The 16,177-nt window shown below is 35.3% G+C and carries 18 protein-coding genes; 15 read left to right on the top strand and 3 right to left on the bottom strand.

The genetic code is table 11. From position 1 onward, the window contains the following. Positions 1-166 precede the first annotated feature (166 nt). From ACEN2K_RS03495 to pruA, 3 genes are all read left to right on the top strand, one after another. Positions 167-1,417 (top strand): DUF5103 domain-containing protein, encoded by a 1,251-nt coding sequence (locus ACEN2K_RS03495; RefSeq protein ID WP_441757919.1) that lies wholly within the window; start codon positions 167-169, stop codon positions 1,415-1,417. An 81-nt stretch (positions 1,418-1,498) separates the two neighbouring features. Next, entirely contained in the window at positions 1,499-1,885 is a 387-nt protein-coding gene (gene apaG, locus ACEN2K_RS03490) for a Co2+/Mg2+ efflux protein ApaG (protein WP_441757918.1), read from the top strand. A gap of 174 nt (positions 1,886-2,059) precedes the next feature. After that, the gene (gene pruA, locus ACEN2K_RS03485; RefSeq protein ID WP_441757917.1) at positions 2,060-3,688 is read left to right on the top strand and encodes an L-glutamate gamma-semialdehyde dehydrogenase; all 1,629 of its coding nucleotides are present in this window, start codon (positions 2,060-2,062) and stop codon (positions 3,686-3,688) included. Positions 3,689-3,767: 79 nt separating this feature from the next. Here the strand turns inward: pruA and ACEN2K_RS03480 are convergent, their stop codons facing one another. Both ACEN2K_RS03480 and rsmG read right to left on the bottom strand, forming a co-directional pair. Further along, positions 3,768-4,889 carry a Gfo/Idh/MocA family protein gene (locus ACEN2K_RS03480; RefSeq protein WP_441757916.1) on the bottom strand — a complete coding sequence of 374 codons (1,122 nt, stop codon included), beginning with the start codon at positions 4,887-4,889 and terminating at the stop codon, positions 3,768-3,770. Between the two features lie 158 nt (positions 4,890-5,047). Beyond that, positions 5,048-5,677 (bottom strand): 16S rRNA (guanine(527)-N(7))-methyltransferase RsmG, encoded by a 630-nt coding sequence (gene rsmG / locus ACEN2K_RS03475; protein WP_441757915.1) that lies wholly within the window; start codon positions 5,675-5,677, stop codon positions 5,048-5,050. 108 nt (positions 5,678-5,785) lie between these two features. Here rsmG and ACEN2K_RS03470 point away from each other — a divergent pair, with 108 nt between their 5' ends. The 12 genes from ACEN2K_RS03470 (at position 5,786) to fabD (ending at position 15,055) form a co-directional block, all read left to right on the top strand. Further along, a complete protein-coding gene (locus ACEN2K_RS03470; protein ID WP_441757914.1) occupies positions 5,786-6,880 on the top strand; it encodes a fatty acid desaturase family protein in 1,095 nt (364 codons plus the stop codon). A 108-nt stretch (positions 6,881-6,988) separates the two neighbouring features. Next, a complete protein-coding gene (locus ACEN2K_RS03465; protein ID WP_441757913.1) occupies positions 6,989-8,176 on the top strand; it encodes a pyridoxal phosphate-dependent aminotransferase in 1,188 nt (395 codons plus the stop codon). 257 nt (positions 8,177-8,433) lie between these two features. Then, a complete protein-coding gene (locus ACEN2K_RS03460) occupies positions 8,434-8,892 on the top strand; it encodes a ferritin-like domain-containing protein (protein ID WP_441757912.1) in 459 nt (152 codons plus the stop codon). A 394-nt stretch (positions 8,893-9,286) separates the two neighbouring features. Beyond that, the gene (gene purT, locus ACEN2K_RS03455; protein WP_441757911.1) at positions 9,287-10,447 is read left to right on the top strand and encodes a formate-dependent phosphoribosylglycinamide formyltransferase; all 1,161 of its coding nucleotides are present in this window, start codon (positions 9,287-9,289) and stop codon (positions 10,445-10,447) included. A 147-nt stretch (positions 10,448-10,594) separates the two neighbouring features. After that, positions 10,595-10,918 carry a DUF6370 family protein gene (locus ACEN2K_RS03450; protein WP_441757910.1) on the top strand — a complete coding sequence of 108 codons (324 nt, stop codon included), beginning with the start codon at positions 10,595-10,597 and terminating at the stop codon, positions 10,916-10,918. Then, positions 10,918-11,496 (top strand): Crp/Fnr family transcriptional regulator, encoded by a 579-nt coding sequence (locus tag ACEN2K_RS03445; RefSeq protein WP_441757909.1) that lies wholly within the window; start codon positions 10,918-10,920, stop codon positions 11,494-11,496. The genes ACEN2K_RS03450 and ACEN2K_RS03445 overlap by 1 nt, the downstream gene beginning before the upstream one ends. Before the next feature lie 199 nt (positions 11,497-11,695). Continuing rightward, positions 11,696-12,412, top strand: a complete 717-nt coding sequence (locus tag ACEN2K_RS03440) for a pirin family protein (protein WP_441757908.1) — start codon at positions 11,696-11,698, stop codon at positions 12,410-12,412. A gap of 17 nt (positions 12,413-12,429) precedes the next feature. Further along, entirely contained in the window at positions 12,430-12,714 is a 285-nt protein-coding gene (locus ACEN2K_RS03435; protein ID WP_441757907.1) for a GNAT family N-acetyltransferase, read from the top strand. Between the two features lies 1 nt (position 12,715). Beyond that, positions 12,716-13,123, top strand: a complete 408-nt coding sequence (locus tag ACEN2K_RS03430) for an OsmC family protein (protein ID WP_441757906.1) — start codon at positions 12,716-12,718, stop codon at positions 13,121-13,123. Between the two features lie 2 nt (positions 13,124-13,125). After that, positions 13,126-13,353: a (4Fe-4S)-binding protein gene (locus tag ACEN2K_RS03425; protein ID WP_441757905.1), complete on the top strand. Its 228-nt coding sequence runs from the start codon at positions 13,126-13,128 to the stop codon at positions 13,351-13,353. Positions 13,354-13,364: 11 nt separating this feature from the next. Next, positions 13,365-13,895 (top strand): YceI family protein, encoded by a 531-nt coding sequence (locus ACEN2K_RS03420; RefSeq protein ID WP_441757904.1) that lies wholly within the window; start codon positions 13,365-13,367, stop codon positions 13,893-13,895. A 284-nt stretch (positions 13,896-14,179) separates the two neighbouring features. After that, positions 14,180-15,055 (top strand): ACP S-malonyltransferase, encoded by an 876-nt coding sequence (gene fabD / locus ACEN2K_RS03415; protein WP_441757903.1) that lies wholly within the window; start codon positions 14,180-14,182, stop codon positions 15,053-15,055. Positions 15,056-15,150: 95 nt separating this feature from the next. On the opposite strand, the gene galE is transcribed toward fabD, so the two are convergent. Then, positions 15,151-16,167, bottom strand: coding sequence for a UDP-glucose 4-epimerase GalE (gene galE / locus ACEN2K_RS03410; RefSeq protein WP_441757902.1), 1,017 nt, complete (start codon positions 16,165-16,167; stop codon positions 15,151-15,153). Positions 16,168-16,177 lie beyond the last annotated feature (10 nt).

The raw sequence follows: 16,177 nt of genomic DNA, 5'->3' as shown, positions 1-16,177 counted from the left end.
AAACTACTTATAAAACTAGTAATTACAATAAAAAAATACATTTTTTTTAACAAAATAATTAAATACCCTCAATAATATCACTAATATACTGTTGTAAGAATAAACAAACATAATCACTATATTTACCTTATTGTAAAAGAACACTACACTATTGCACTTCAAAAAAATGAAAAAAATTTTTAGCCTCTTCTTCTTACTAATTATAAACTATTTATTTTCTCAAGTCGAAAATGAAATTGCCCCACCTTACAATATCAAAACAATTTCATTCATTCAAAACAATCAGAACAGTATACCTGTTTTCCAGTTAGGGACTGGATTTCAAATGCAGTTTGATGACCTATTTGGCAATGAAGCCGATTATTACTACGAAATAAAGCATTGCAATTACAACTGGGAGCCATCAGGAATTCCGAAAAACGAATACTTATTAGGGTTAGACAATCAAAGAATTCAGGATTACAACAACTCCTTTAACAGCTTACAAACCTATTCTCACTATACCTTATCACTACCTAATCAATTTACCCAACGTTTAAAAATTAGCGGCAACTACATTGTTAGCATTTTAAATGATGCTAAAGAAGTAGTTTTTTCCAGAAAATTCATTCTTTATGAAGAGCTTGCAAATGTGCCTATCCAAGTTAAAAGAGCACGAACTGTAGACAACTTGCAATTCAAACATAATTTGGAATTTTCAATTAATTCCAAAACAATTAATTTTCAAAACCCTTTAAAGAATATCAAGGTATTATTATTCCAAAATGGAAAAATAGAGCAAGGTATTAAGAACATTAGCCCTCAATACACTATTGGAAATGAACTGATATACAAATATGATAAAGAAACCCAGTTCTGGGCAGGAAACGAATTCCTTTATTTTGAAAACAAAGAAATCAGAGTGCCCGCAAATAATATCGCCAGAGTAGATTCTAGTAGTGATATCTATAGTAGTTATTTATTCACTAATAATGCTAGAACTAATTTTCCATATTCCTTTACTCAAGACATTAATGGCAAGTATTTAGTACTCAATAGCAATGCTCAAAACAGTGAAATCGAAGCTGATTATGCTTGGGTCTACTTTAGCCTTTCTGCACCAACATTTAGACTCAATAAAGACATTTACATTACAGGTATGTTTAACAATTTTAAAATATCTGCCGAGAATAAAATGGATTATAACCCAAAGAAGGGTATCTATGAAAAAGCGCTCTTGATAAAACAGGGATTCACTAATTATGAATACACAGTTGTCGACAATAAAGGAATTATTGATTATGAAAATGCTGTTGATGGCAACTTTTACCAGACAGAAAATGATTATACAGCCTTAATCTATTATAGAGAGAACACAGGGCGATACGATAGAGTAATTGGGAGAGGAACAGCAAATTCTTTAAATATTATCAATTAAAAAATTACAACTAAAAGTAGTCATACAAATTCAAAATTTTGTACTTTTGTTGCTATAACACACTCACTTACCCTAATTTGTATGGTTTCTCAAATAACAAGAGGCATTAAAATATCAGTTTTGACTAGTTTTGAAGGTACTTACTTTAAGAACTACAAGATTCATTTTGCTTTTAGTTACGAGATAACAATTGAGAATCATAGTAAAGATTCAGTGCAACTTACTTCCCGTCACTGGGAAATTCATGATTCATTAAATGACGTGGAAATTGTAGACGGTGAAGGCATCATTGGTAAGAAACCCGTTTTAAAACCAGGAGAATTACATACCTATAGTTCTGGTTGCTTATTAGCATCTCCTTATGGGGCAATGAGGGGGTATTTTAATATGATTAATTTCACTTCTACTAAATGTTTTAAAGTGATTATTCCAACTTTTAGATTGTGCGCTCCATTTGCACTGAATTAAATTTCAGAAATCTAAACATATTTTATTATCTTATCTTTTATTTACCAAGTTTTTAAATTATCCTTTGTACTTTTGTTGTGCAGTAAATTATTCGCAATACTTTAGCGTAACCTATTTACTTTATTAATTGTCTAATCTTATCTGTAAACTAACAGATTAACAAATTACAATATCATGCTAAAAGGATTTTTTCACGTACCAAAAGCGGTAAACGAACCAGTAAAAGGGTATGCACCAAATTCACCTGAAAAAGCAGCCGTTCAAGCAGCTTACACTAAAATGTGGAATTCTAAAATTGACGTCCCATTATATATTGGAAGCGAAGAAATTAGAACTGGAAATACAAAAAACATGTCGGCTCCTCACGACCACAAACATATCGTTGGAACCTACCACCTTGCTGAAAAATCTCACGTAGAGAAAGCTATTGCAAATGCACTAGAATCTAGAACAGCATGGGCAAATATGGCTTGGGAACAACGTGCAGCTATTTTCTTGAAAGCAGCTGAATTAATAGCAGGACCATACAGAGCAAGAATCAATGCAGCAACAATGATTGCGCAATCAAAAAATATTCACCAAGCCGAAATTGATGCTTCATGTGAGCTAATTGACTTTTTACGTTTCAACGTAGAGTTTATGACGCAAATATATGGTGATCAACCAACGTCTACTTCAGATATGTGGAACCGTTTAGAATACAGACCGCTTGAAGGTTTTGTATACGCAATTACTCCATTTAACTTTACAGCAATTGCTGCCAATCTTCCAGCGAGTGCTGCGATGATGGGTAACGTTGTAGTGTGGAAACCAAGTGATAGCCAAGTATTCTCAGCACAAATCATTATTGAAGTTTTCAAAGAAGCAGGTGTTCCTGATGGAGTTATCAATGTTGTTTTTGGAGATGCACAAATGATTACAGATACAGTACTTGCAAGCCGCGATTTCTCTGGACTGCATTTTACTGGTTCTACTCATGTATTCAAAGACATTTGGGCAAAAATTGGAACTAACATCCACCACTATAAAACTTATCCAAGAATTGTTGGAGAAACAGGAGGGAAAGATTTTATCATCGCACACTCAAGCGCAAACGCAAAACAAGTTTCTACTGGAATTGTACGTGGAGCTTTTGAATTCCAAGGTCAAAAATGTTCAGCAGCCTCTAGAGCTTATGTTCCACAAAGTTTATGGCCAGCGATTAAAGAACAAATTATCACTGATGTTAAATCAATGAAAATGGGTTCACCAGAAGATTTTAGTAACTTCATTACAGCAGTTATACACGAAGGTTCATTTGATAAATTAGCTAGTTATATTGACCAAGCTAAAAAAGATAGTGATGCAGAAATTATCGTTGGAGGAAATTACGATAAATCAGTAGGATACTTTATTGAGCCTACAGTAATCGTAACAACAAACCCCCATTACTCAACAATGGAAACTGAATTATTCGGACCAGTAATGACTATTTTTGTTTACGAAGATGCGAAATGGGAAGAAACTCTTGAATTAGTAGACACTACTTCTGAGTATGCATTAACAGGAGCTGTTTTCAGTCAAGATCGTTATGCTATTGAAGTTGCTACAGTAAAATTACAAAATGCTGCTGGTAATTTCTATATCAATGACAAACCAACAGGTGCTGTTGTAGGTCAACAACCATTTGGTGGCGCAAGAGCTTCTGGAACTAATGATAAGGCAGGTTCTCCATTGAACTTGTTGCGTTGGGCTTCTCCTAGAACAATCAAAGAAACTTTTGTTACTCCTATAGATTACAGATACCCATTTTTGGGAGAATAAATAGCAAATTTAAAAGCCGAAAGAGCTTTTATAAATAATAAAACCCACAAGAAACATAGAGTTCTTGTGGGTTTTTATTTTAAATCAAGTAGACTTTTTTACCCGTTTCAGCAGCTTCATAAATAGCTTCTATAATTCGAACATCCTTTATACCTTCTTCTCCAGTAATATGACTAGGTAATTTTTTATTTGCCAATAATACCTTACTTATTTCATCAAGTTGCGTTTGTTGCTGATTTATTTCCGGAAAATTCAATTCTCCTTTACTCGTTCTACCTTTGAACGGCCCATAACTTATAGCTGGACTTAATTCAAAAAAACCATCATCCGCCGATGCAAACAACCTATCAACTCCACAATTATTAGTACTGGCAGAGTTACTTACTGCTCCACTTGGAAAATTCATTTGCCATGTAATCGATTCTTCAACCTCGGCATATTTAATCTTATTGGTAACGGGTCCAAATTGCGCCGTTACCGAAATTGGTTCTTCTCCCAATATATAGCGACTCGCTTGAATGCAATAAATTCCTAGATTAACTAGGGGTCCGCCTCCGGATAATACCTTTTTTTGTTGCCAATCAATCGAATCGCCCGTATTGTATCCTAAGGAAGTTTCTATCAATCTCACCTGACCAAAAACCTTTTCTTGCCCCAAACGTTTCATCTCTAAATTGTACGGTTCGTAATGCAAGCGGTAACCTATTGCTAATTGAACAGCTGCTTTCTCACAAGCGTCAATCATTTCTTGACAATCACTAGCCGTAATGGCCATAGGTTTCTCTACAATAACATGTTTCCCAGCCTTTGCGGCCCTAATCACATACTCCTTATGCATGCCATTAGGTAAAACTACATAGACCAAATCAATATCTTTGTTGTGTATTATTGTATCAAAATTTTGATAATTGTATTTATTTTTATCTGGAATATTGTATTTTTTTCCCCATTCTACAGCTTTTGAAGGTGTTCCTGTTACAATTCCTGCTAAGCGACAATATTTAGAAACTTGTAATCCCTCGGCTAGATACCCTGCATAACGCCCCAATCCACAAAGAGCAATATTCAGTTTCTTTCCGTCATGCATAGCCCTATTATTATCAGGCAAACTCATAAATGATGGCAATGATGCCATTACTGTTGTTGCCCCAACTCCAATACCAAAATTATGTACAAAAGTGCGTCTAGATATTTTTTTCATTGTTTTGCAGTTTTAATTATCAGCGAAATAGTAAGACAATAGAAACTTTAGAATGTTACAAGAATTGGATAAATATAAAAACCCTACAAAAACACAAAGTCTTTGCAGGGTTAGCTATTCCTATATTTAATTTTCGAATGTATTACACACTCATTGTATTATATCACAAACTTCAAAGGCAAATGCACTACTTTTTTAGTTTCAAAAAATTCATCTTCAAAAAAATCAGCCAAATTATATTCAGTAGCCTTTGGGAAATCCTTTAACTCTTCGGTTAAATCACCTCCTTTAAGGTATAAAATTCCGTTTCTCAAAGCGTGTTTCTGCTGTTTTTTAATTTTGGTTTTCACCCAAGAAACAAAATCTGGCATGTTTGTAACGGCACGACTGACAATGAAATCAAAATCCCCTTTTACATTCTCTGCCCGCAATTGCTCTGCTTTGACATTTTTTAATTCTAATGCATCTACAACTCCCTGAACCACTTTTATTTTCTTGGCAATAACATCAATCAAATAAAAACGGGTTTCTGGAAAAAGTATGGCTAACGGAATCCCAGGAAATCCACCACCTGTTCCTACATCAAGAACATAAGTGCCTGGTTCAAATTTCATCACTTTTGCAATCCCTAATGAATGTAAAATATGCTTAGTGTATAAAGCATCAATGTCTTTTCTAGAAATAACATTTATTTTTTCATTCCAGTCATGGTATAAAAAATCTAATTTTGCGAATTGCTCTTTTTGAATATCGGTCAAATTAGGAAAATACTTCAAAATCTCGTCCATCGTTCTATTTTTTTAACAAAAGTACTCTTTTTAGGCCTTAAATATTTAACTCAATTTGGCAGAGTTGAAAATTTTAATAATTATCTTTGGAACTTATTACAATTACCTATGATTAATACCGCACCTACATTTGCTAAGCAAGACAAAATGAAGTTTTTTAGAACCCTTAACTCTCGGGTGAACAATTACTTCAAAGAAAATAACATTAAAAAAACAGGAAACTGGAGGTTGTATTTAAAAACAATTATCCTATTTGCCGTTTTTTTAGCACCCTACTTTTTAATATTGACACTTGATATGCCTTTCTGGGCCCATTTATTATTGACCATTGTTATGGGAATAGGAATGGCCGGAGTGGGAATGAATGTAATGCATGATGGTAATCATGGTTCTTATTCTAACAAAAGCTGGGTCAATAAGTTTATGGGGGGAACAATTTATATATTAGCAGGAAATGTATATAACTGGCAAGTACAACACAATGTTTTACACCATACTTATACCAATATCCCAGGACATGATGAAGATCTTGATGCAGGTAGAATCATCCGTTTTACTAAAGATGCGAAATGGCATAACTTTCACCGTTTCCAACAATATTATTCTGTTTTCTTATATGGTTTACTAACCTTCAACTGGGCCATAACAACTGATTTCAAACAGATGAAAAGTTACTTGAAGAGAAAACTATCTTACGGAGAACCTAAAAGTCCTAAGATTCTTTGGACAACTTTAATTATCACTAAAGTAATTTATGTTTCAATTTGGATTGCATTGCCTATCATCATTGGTATTACCTGGTGGAAAGTATTGATAGGATTTTTCGTTATGCACTACACTGCTGGATTAATTTTAAGTGTTGTGTTTCAATTAGCACATGTTGTTGAAGAAACGACAAATCCATCGCCAAACGAATTAGGAGAAATGGACAATACTTGGGCCATTCACCAACTGTTTACCACCACAAACTTTGCACCAAGAAATGCAATTGTGAACTGGTATACTGGTGGTTTAAATCATCAAATAGAACACCATATTTTCCCAAATATTAGTCATGTACATTACGGAAAAATAGCTAAAATCGTTAAAGAGACTGCTTTAGAATGCAACCTTCCTTATTATGAGTACAAAACAATGCGTAGTGCAGTTATAGCTCACTTCAAGCATTTAAAAGAATTAGGAATGAAACCAGAGCTAGTATAATTACATAGATACAAATTTGTACAAGGAACATGGCCGTTACTTGACAATCAAAATAAACTAAAAACTAATCATTAACCTCCCAAATTTAGGGTAATCAACACTACTTTAATGAATCCACTTTCAGACAGAATTAACAATCTAGCGACTTCACAAACATTAGCAATGGCTGCGTTAGCTAGAGAATTAAAAGCACAAGGAAAAGACATCATCAGTTTAAGTTTAGGGGAACCTGACTTTAATACACCTGACTTCATCAAAGAAGCAGCTAAACAAGCAATAGACGATAATTACAGCACCTATTCACCAGTGGAAGGATACGGTGATTTGAAAGAAGCTATTTGTAGAAAATTTAAAAGAGACAATGATCTAGATTATAAACCCTCTCAAATCGTAGTTTCAACAGGAGCAAAACAATCGTTGTACAACATTGCTCAAGTAATGTTAAATGATGGTGACGAGGTTATTTTACCTGCACCATACTGGGTTTCTTACTTTGAAATCGTAAAATTATCCGGAGGAGTTCCTGTAGAAGTTCCCACTTCTATCGAAAGTGATTTTAAAATCACCCCTGCACAGTTAGAAGCAGCCATCACACCAAAAACTAAAATGATGTGGTTCTCTACACCGTGTAACCCATCAGGATCAGTTTATAATCGTGAGGAATTAACGGCGCTTGCTGCGGTTTTAGCGAAGCACCCTAATGTATATGTGGTAGCTGATGAGATATACGAGCACATTAACTTTTCAGGTACTTTTTGCAGTATTGCATCTATACCAGGAATGTTAGAAAAAACCATCACGGTAAACGGAGTAGCCAAAGCTTTTGCAATGACAGGATACCGCATTGGATATATAGGAGCACCAGAATTTATCGCTAAGGCATGTACGAAGATTCAAGGTCAAGTAACTTCTGGAGCTAATTCTATTGCACAACGTGCAACAATTACTGCCGTAGATGCTGATCCATCAGTATTGAAACATATGGTGGACGCATTCCATTCTCGTAGAGATTTAGTTGTGGGGTTATTGAAAGAAATCCCAGGAGTAAAAATCAACGTTCCTGAAGGAGCCTTTTATGTATTCCCTGATGTGTCTTCTTTCTTCGGAAAAACACTGAAAGGAACTGAAATCAAAAATGCGATGGATTTGTCCATGTATCTTTTGGCCGAAGCTAATGTAGCAACGGTAACAGGTGATGCATTTGGAAACCCAGATTGTATTCGTTTCTCGTATGCAACTAGCGACGACATTTTAAAAGAAGCTTTAAAAAGAATTAAAGACGCACTGGCACTATAGTCGAATGTCTTTAAGTCAAAATAACAATCTATATTTTACTACAAATACCTCAAGAATTATTCTTGAGGTATTTTTTTTTGATTGATTAGCAATGGCCAACTTTTATTATAACGCCAATATTTCCTGTTTAACAGATTCTATAACAACTATTTAAAACACGATTCCACAATATTATAATAAACCTTAATAATGTTGTAAGATAAAAACGCTATGATATTTCCATCTTTGTATTGTACAATTAATTAAAAATAAGAATCATGACAAATACAGACGACAAAAGAGAAAAAGTAGTTAGCACATTAGAAGGATTAATTCAAATCCTTGAAGACGGAAAATTAGGTTATACAAATGCTGCTGAACATGTAGAAGACGCACCAATTAAAAGTGATTTCACACAATTTGCTCGTGAACGTGCTCTATATATTGTTGAATTACAAGATGAAATTAATAGATTAGGAAAAACAACCGATGTTTCTGGTGGTGGAGCCCTAGGAGCAATACACAGAGCGTGGATTGACATAAAATCATCATTCACAAGTGGTGACACAGAATCTATCGTTAATGCGTGTATCACTGGGGAAGAGTCAGCGATAGAAAAATACGAATCTGCTCTAGATGTTGAAGAACTTGGTGCTGATCAAGTAGCTTTAATTTCAAAACAATTAAGCGGAATCAAAAGTGCTTTAATGACTATTAAAGCTAAAAAATTAAACTAATTCTTAACCGTTTTAGCCACATATATAAACTACTTAGACATCAACTAAGTAGTTTTTTTTTATACCTAATAGTAATATAGTACAATCTTCTGAATCCCCAACTTTAAAAAACCACACACTATATTTTTAGAATTATTAGTTGTGGGCGTGCCCTAAAGGTCGGGCTATTCGCTGTATCTTTTATTACACTCCGTTTCATAAAAGGATGTCGCTACTATCCCTCACGCGCATTAGAAACATCAGCTAGTTTAGAAGTAGCAGAAAGTCTTTTCTAATTAAATTTGGTTCTTCTTAATTGGAGCATAAATCCCATATTTAACACAAAATAATTGGCGAATTAACGGTCACAAAAAAGCAATTCAGTATTTTTACTGTCCATTAAGACAACATAATCATGAAGATATTATTGCTAGGTTCAGGGGAATTAGGAAAAGAATTTGTAATCGCAGCGCAACGCATTGGGCAAACCGTCATCGCAGTTGACAGTTATGAAAACGCACCCGCCATGCAAGTTGCGCATGGTTTTGAAGTCATCAATATGCTAGATGGCTTAGAACTTGATCGCATTGTTGCTAAACACAATCCTGATTTTATTGTTCCAGAAATTGAAGCCATTCGCACTGAGCGCTTTTATGATTATGAGAAACAGGGAATAACAGTAGTCCCCTCAGCCAAAGCGGCTAACTTTACCATGAATCGCAAGGCTATTCGTGATCTAGCCGCTAAAGAATTGGGACTAAAAACAGCCAATTACCGTTACGCAACTACTGCCGAAGAATTGCAAAAAGGAGTTGAAGCTGTAGGAATGCCCTGTGTGGTAAAACCATTAATGTCTTCATCAGGAAAAGGACAATCAACTATAAAAACAGTGGCTGATATTGACAAAGCTTGGCAATATGCTGTGGAAGGTTCTCGCGGTGATGTCGTAGAAGTAATTGTAGAGGCTTTTGTAAAATTCAATTCAGAGATCACCTTATTGACAGTTACTCAAAATAACAATCCCACCTTATTTTGCGCACCTATTGGGCACCGTCAAGAACGAGGTGATTATCAAGAAAGCTGGCAACCCGCCAAAATTTTAGACAAAGACTTATACGAGGCACAAGACATGGCTGAAAAAGTAACCGAAGCCCTAGGTGGTGCAGGCCTTTTTGGAGTAGAATTTTTCTTGGCAGATGATGGTGTTTATTTCTCTGAGCTTTCTCCCCGCCCACACGATACTGGAATGGTAACGTTAGCAGGCACCCAAAATTTTAATGAGTTTGAACTGCATTTACGCGCGATACTGAGTTTGCCTATTTCTGAAATCACCCTAGAGAAAGCGGGAGCCAGTGCGGTAATTTTAGCTTCAGAAAATAGTACAAATCCAACCTTTATAGGACTAGAAAAAATTGCAAGCCTAGCTAAAACTGATTTTAGACTTTTCGGAAAGCCTACTTCAAGACCGTACAGAAGAATGGGTGTCTCATTGACAAACGATACTTTAGAAACGCCTATTGAAGAGATTGTTGCGCGCGCAAAACAAGCAGCTGCGTTAGTAGAGGTACATTATTAAATTATTGCTTTGGAAATTGTAGTAATGGTTACCTTCAACAAAAGATTTTTACTCTTCTTATGGATGTATCTATTCAAAAATTATTCCATGTGAAAATTTATAGACTTGTAAAATAAACTGCTACCTTCGTAAGGTAAATTCAATTCTATGAAAAAAATAGCTGCAGTAATTTTATTCTTTTGTACAATCATACTAAGTGCCCAAGAGAAAAAAGAAGCTGTTAAACCGCAAATTGTCGAAGCTTCTTGTGGTCAATGCCAGTTTGGAATGCAAGGTTATGATTGTGAACTTGCTGTTCGTATTGACGGAAAATCCTATTTCGTTGATGGAACCTCTATTGATTCTCACGGAGATGCACATGCCAAAGACGGCTTTTGCGAAACAATTAAGAAAGCAGAAGTTACTGGCGAAATAGTGAATAATCGATTTGTAGCCACTTCCTTTAAAGTACTTGCTGAAGAAAAGAAATAATGTCATTATTATTAGAAAATATAGCCAAACACATAACACTCACAGCTGAAGAGGAGGAATTGCTGCTGTCAAAAACCGAAATAAGAGCATACAAAGCAAAAACAGTCTTGTTAAAAGAAAATGATATCTGTAAAGAGTCTTTCTTCGTACTGAACGGAATTGTACGCAGTTATACCATAGACGAAAATGGTGTCGAGCATTTAGTAACCTTCGCTTGTCCCAATTGGTGGATCGCTGATATGTATAGCTACATCTCTCAACAAAGAGGTCACCTATTTATTGAAGCTCTTGAAGACTCAGAAGTACTAGTGCTCAGCAAAGAAAATCAAGAAGTACTGTACCATAGGATCCCCAAGCTTGAACGCTATTTTAGAATCCTTATCGAAAACTCCTTAGTAGCTAATCAACAGCGCCTTATAGACAATATGAGTTTTACAGCGGAAGCCCGTTACGATAAATTCTGCGTAAAATATCCAGAACTAATTCATAATATTCCTCAAAAACAAATTGCTTCTTATATAGGAGTTACTCCAGAGTTCTTTAGTAAAATGAAATCAAAATTATTGAGAAATCAATAATTTAATAAATCATGGCACGCCCCTTACTTAGTTAGTTTACTTACTACAACCCAATACCGAGCATTTTTTTAGCTAACCATTTTTCCCTTTATAAAACCTAAAGCTAAAATACTAATTGCCATTTCTTAATCTAGGTTAAGTACTTGAACTCTACATTGTTTGTAAATTTGTGGTATTAAAATCAGTAAATTTATAGATCATGGAAAATATAGTTCTACATAAAGCAAATACTCGAGGTCATGCAGACCACGGTTGGTTAAAAGCAAATTTCAGTTTTAGTTTTGGAAGTTGGTACAATCCAGAAAGAGTACAATTTGGTGCACTACGCGTTTTAAACGATGATGTTATTGGTGAAGGAATGGGTTTTGGAACACATCCGCATGATAATATGGAAATAATCACGATTCCACTAGAAGGTGATTTAGCACACAAAGACAGCATGGGTAATGCTGCTACAATCAAAAATGGCGATGTACAAGTAATGAGTGCGGGAACAGGAATTCAGCACAGTGAGTTCAATCCTAATCCTGGTTTAAAAACCAAATCATTACAAATCTGGATCTTCCCAAACAAACGTGACGTAACACCTCGCTACCAACAAATTTCTTTAAACAAAGAAGATAGAAACAACAAATTACAACAAATTCTTTCTCCAAACCCAGATGATGACGGAGTGTGGATTCATCAAGACGCTTGGTTTCACATGGGGAAATTTGACGAGGGATTGTCAACAACTTATGATTTAAAAAAACAAGGTAATGGTGTATATGCTTTTCTGCTTTCTGGAAACGTTACAATTAACGGTCATGAATTAGCTACTCGTGACGCCTTAGGAATATGGGATTTTGAGCAATTAAATATCACCGCAAATACCGCATCCGAAATTTTATTGATGGAGGTTCCTATGAAATTTTAAGTTTAAATAAATAGACTATGGAGCAAGAGGTAAAACTAGAAGTAAATGATCAAAAAGGGCTTTTCTATATCGAAAAATCTGGAGAACTGCAGGCCAAAATGACCTTTGTATTTGCAGGAGATAATCAAATCATTATAGACCACACCGAAGTTAATGAGACCCAAAGCGGCAAAGGATTAGGCAAAATGATGATCAAAAGTGCTGTTTGTTATGCACGTGACAAAGGAATAAAGATTCTTCCTCTATGCCCGTATGCTAAACATGTATTTGATAAAGAGAAAACTTTAAACGACGTATTGTAATATGGAAAAGACATTAGACGAAGACATCACGGGACATATTGGTACTCAAAAATATTTGTGTACCATAAAATGGAGAAACGGACAGCTAATCATGGACGAACCAAAAAGTATTGAAGGAGGAGACTTAGGTCCAGATCCTTATTCTACACTACTCGCTTCATTAGCAGCATGTACTTTATCAACATTGCGCATGTATATTGACCGTAAAGGTTGGGATATTCCAGAAATCAATATCTCGTTGAATTTTTACCAAGAAAGCGAACCTATGTTTAGCACAACCATCCTTAGAGCTATTAGTTTCCCCACAGCTATAGATGAAGACATCAAAAAAAGGTTACTGATCATAGCCGAAAAGTGCCCCGTATCTAAACTATTAAAGAACAATATTGTAATTAATACAACACTGTAATTATGGATCCAGAAAACATTATAAAAGAATATACTAACGGCGAACTTACCGTGGTATGGCAGTCAGGAAAATGTATTCATTCTGGAAATTGTGTTCGCAACAACCCCGATGTGTTTCAACCCAAAGAAAAGCCTTGGATAAAAATTGAAGCATCAACCTCTGAAAAAATTATGGATACCATTCATAAATGCCCCTCGGGTGCATTAACTTATTATAAAAACAACATTTAAATACTATTATTATGGCAACTACTAAATGGGCTATTGACCCAACTCACTCAGAAATTGGTTTTAAAGTTAAACACATGATGTTTACAAATGTTAACGGTAATTTTGAAAAATACGAAGCCGCTGTCCTATCAGATGGGGACAATTTTGAAAATGCTGGTATTGAATTTTCGGCAGCAGTTGACTCTATTGACACAAAAAATGCGGATAGAGACAATCATTTAAAAAGCGCCGACTTTTTTGATGCTGAAAAATTTCCAAAATTAAGTTTTAAAGCCTCTTCATTCACTAAAAAAGAGGAAGGCATGTATGAATTAGGAGGCGACTTGAAGATTAAAGACGTTTCTAAATTTGTGAAATTTCCAGTTGAATTTAGCGGAATAATGAAAGATCCTTGGGGAAATGAAAAAGTAGGAATGAACATCTCAGGTAAAATAAACCGTAAAGACTGGGGACTTAACTGGAACTCTGCTTTAGAAACTGGCGGAGTGCTAGTGGGAGAAGATGTTATGTTAAACATTGGTTTACAATTAGTAAAAGAATAAATATCCGTTTCACAATTAATATACAACCCTATATTTCAAATGAAATATAGGGTTGTTTTGTTTTACGAAATAAGATTTACTAAAGTGTGTTTATAGCCCCGATTGAGCCGGCATCCTCGAAGCGCAGCGAAGAGATAAAGGGGAAAGCGGGACAACTGTTGTTAGTAGACTAAAAGTCCTGCTACTGAATCTCCTTATGCGAATTCTTAAAAAAAGTAGTATTTTTGCAGTCGGTTTTACATTCTTAATTCAGAATTTTCAACCTTAAACTCTAAACTAAAAACATGAAAGCATACGTATTTCCAGGTCAAGGAGCTCAATTTACAGGAATGGGAAAAGACTTATATGATAACTCCCCTTTAGCCAAAGAATTGTTTGAAAAAGCAAATGAAATTTTAGGTTTTCGCATTACAGACATCATGTTTGAAGGTACTGCTGAAGAATTGAAAGAAACTAAAGTGACACAGCCTGCTGTCTTTTTACACTCGGTTATTTTAGCAAAAACTTTAGGTGACGACTTCAAACCTGAAATGGTAGCGGGACATTCATTAGGCGAATTTTCTGCATTAGTTGCTAACGGTGCTTTATCATTTGAAGACGGATTAAAATTAGTTTCTCAAAGAGCCTTGGCAATGCAAAAAGCATGCGAAATCAAACCTTCAACAATGGCAGCTGTATTAGGACTCGCTGATCATATTGTAGAAGAAGTTTGTGCAAATATAGATGGCGTTGTTGTAGCCGCAAACTACAATTGCCCGGGACAATTGGTGATTTCTGGAGAGACTACAGCTGTTGAAGCAGCTTGTGTAGCAATGAAAGAAGCTGGTGCTAAAAGAGCTTTATTATTGCCAGTAGGTGGTGCTTTTCACTCACCTATGATGGAACCAGCTAGAGAAGAATTAGCAGCGGCTATTGAAGCAACTACATTCTCTACTCCTATTTGTCCAGTATATCAAAATGTGACCGCTACTGCTGTTGCTGACGCCAATGAAATCAAGAAAAACTTAATTATACAGTTGACCGCCCCAGTAAAATGGACACAATCTGTACAGCAGATGATCACTGACGGTGCTACTTTATTTACTGAGGTAGGACCCGGAAAAGTATTGGCTGGTTTAATTGGAAAAATTGACAAAGAAGCAGCTACTGCAAATGCATAAATAGCAATTACAATAGTTTACAACTCTAAAAAAATCCCAAACTATCATCACGATAATTTGGGATTTTTTCTATATTAAATTTTAAAGAGAATTTCTTAGTTGTTTCTCACTTTTTGTTCCCATTTCCAAGCGCTGGCCATCGCTTCTTCTAAGGTTGATTGTGCTTTCCATCCTAAAACTGTATTTGCTTTATCAGTATTCGCGTAAGCTTCAGTAATATCTCCTGCTCTACGGTCAACTAATTTGTAGGGCAATTTTTGTCCGCTTACCTTTTCAAAGGCATGAATCACTTCCAGCACAGAGCTTCCTGTACCTGTTCCTAAATTAAAAGTCTCTACTTTTTCTAAATTCTTTTTATTTAGCAGTCTTTGTAAAGCAATTACATGGGCTTTCGCAAGATCAACCACATGGATATAATCTCGTACCGCCGTTCCATCAGTAGTAGGATAGTCATTCCCATAAACAGAAAGTTCTTTCCTTAAACCCATTCCAGTTTGGGTAATGAAGGGCACTAAATTTTGTGGCACACCTAATGGCAATTCCCCTATTTCAGCCGAAGGATGCGAACCTATTGGGTTAAAATATCGCAACAATATTGCATTGATATTTGTCACCTTTGCTGTATCTGTTATGATTTCCTCTCCTATCTGTTTTGTATTTCCATAAGGAGACATGGCCGTTTGTACTGGAGCATTTTCAGTAATAGGCATTTGTTCAGCTTGGCCGTATACAGTACAAGAGGAACTAAAGATAAAACTTGCTTCGTCCTTTTTTTGTAACTCTTGTAATAGATAAACTAAGGTATTGATATTGTTTTCATAATACAATAATGGATTACCAACGCTTTCACCAACAGCTTTTGAAGCCGCAAAATGAATCACTCCTGAAATATCATGATGCCTATTGAAAAAAGCCTGAACCTTGTCCTTTTCTCTTAAATCTAATTTCTCAAACGCTGGCACTTTCCCAGTGATATTGCTAATTCCGTCTAATACAGCTAATGAGGTATTCGACAAATCATCCACGATTAACACATCAAAGCCCTGATTTTGCAATTCCACCACTGTATGTGAGCCTATAAATCCTAAACCTCCTGTTACAAGTATTTTCATTGATTACTAT

The sequence above is a fragment of the Flavobacterium sp. W21_SRS_FM3 genome, from assembly GCF_052113625.1.
Taxonomy (GTDB): domain Bacteria; phylum Bacteroidota; class Bacteroidia; order Flavobacteriales; family Flavobacteriaceae; genus Flavobacterium.
Note: the sequence above shows the minus strand (reverse complement) of the source record. Positions and strands in the feature narration are given on the sequence as shown.

What these genes read in the sequence shown, in the direction of transcription:
- fabD (WP_441757903.1), top strand. Translation starts at nt 14,180, where the DNA reads ATGAAAGCATACGTATTTCCAGGTCAAGGAGCTCAATTTACAGGAATG.
- ACEN2K_RS03465 (WP_441757913.1), top strand. Translation starts at nt 6,989, where the DNA reads ATGAATCCACTTTCAGACAGAATTAACAATCTAGCGACTTCACAAACA.
- apaG (WP_441757918.1), top strand. Translation starts at nt 1,499, where the DNA reads ATGGTTTCTCAAATAACAAGAGGCATTAAAATATCAGTTTTGACTAGT.
- pruA (WP_441757917.1), top strand. Translation starts at nt 2,060, where the DNA reads ATGCTAAAAGGATTTTTTCACGTACCAAAAGCGGTAAACGAACCAGTA.
- ACEN2K_RS03480 (WP_441757916.1), bottom strand. Translation starts at nt 4,889, where the DNA reads ATGAAAAAAATATCTAGACGCACTTTTGTACATAATTTTGGTATTGGA.
- ACEN2K_RS03430 (WP_441757906.1), top strand. Translation starts at nt 12,716, where the DNA reads ATGGAAAAGACATTAGACGAAGACATCACGGGACATATTGGTACTCAA.
- ACEN2K_RS03460 (WP_441757912.1), top strand. Translation starts at nt 8,434, where the DNA reads ATGACAAATACAGACGACAAAAGAGAAAAAGTAGTTAGCACATTAGAA.
- ACEN2K_RS03425 (WP_441757905.1), top strand. Translation starts at nt 13,126, where the DNA reads ATGGATCCAGAAAACATTATAAAAGAATATACTAACGGCGAACTTACC.
- rsmG (WP_441757915.1), bottom strand. Translation starts at nt 5,677, where the DNA reads ATGGACGAGATTTTGAAGTATTTTCCTAATTTGACCGATATTCAAAAA.
- ACEN2K_RS03445 (WP_441757909.1), top strand. Translation starts at nt 10,918, where the DNA reads ATGTCATTATTATTAGAAAATATAGCCAAACACATAACACTCACAGCT.
- ACEN2K_RS03470 (WP_441757914.1), top strand. Translation starts at nt 5,786, where the DNA reads ATGATTAATACCGCACCTACATTTGCTAAGCAAGACAAAATGAAGTTT.
- ACEN2K_RS03495 (WP_441757919.1), top strand. Translation starts at nt 167, where the DNA reads ATGAAAAAAATTTTTAGCCTCTTCTTCTTACTAATTATAAACTATTTA.
- ACEN2K_RS03420 (WP_441757904.1), top strand. Translation starts at nt 13,365, where the DNA reads ATGGCAACTACTAAATGGGCTATTGACCCAACTCACTCAGAAATTGGT.
- ACEN2K_RS03450 (WP_441757910.1), top strand. Translation starts at nt 10,595, where the DNA reads ATGAAAAAAATAGCTGCAGTAATTTTATTCTTTTGTACAATCATACTA.
- ACEN2K_RS03435 (WP_441757907.1), top strand. Translation starts at nt 12,430, where the DNA reads ATGGAGCAAGAGGTAAAACTAGAAGTAAATGATCAAAAAGGGCTTTTC.
- galE (WP_441757902.1), bottom strand. Translation starts at nt 16,167, where the DNA reads ATGAAAATACTTGTAACAGGAGGTTTAGGATTTATAGGCTCACATACA.
- purT (WP_441757911.1), top strand. Translation starts at nt 9,287, where the DNA reads ATGAAGATATTATTGCTAGGTTCAGGGGAATTAGGAAAAGAATTTGTA.
- ACEN2K_RS03440 (WP_441757908.1), top strand. Translation starts at nt 11,696, where the DNA reads ATGGAAAATATAGTTCTACATAAAGCAAATACTCGAGGTCATGCAGAC.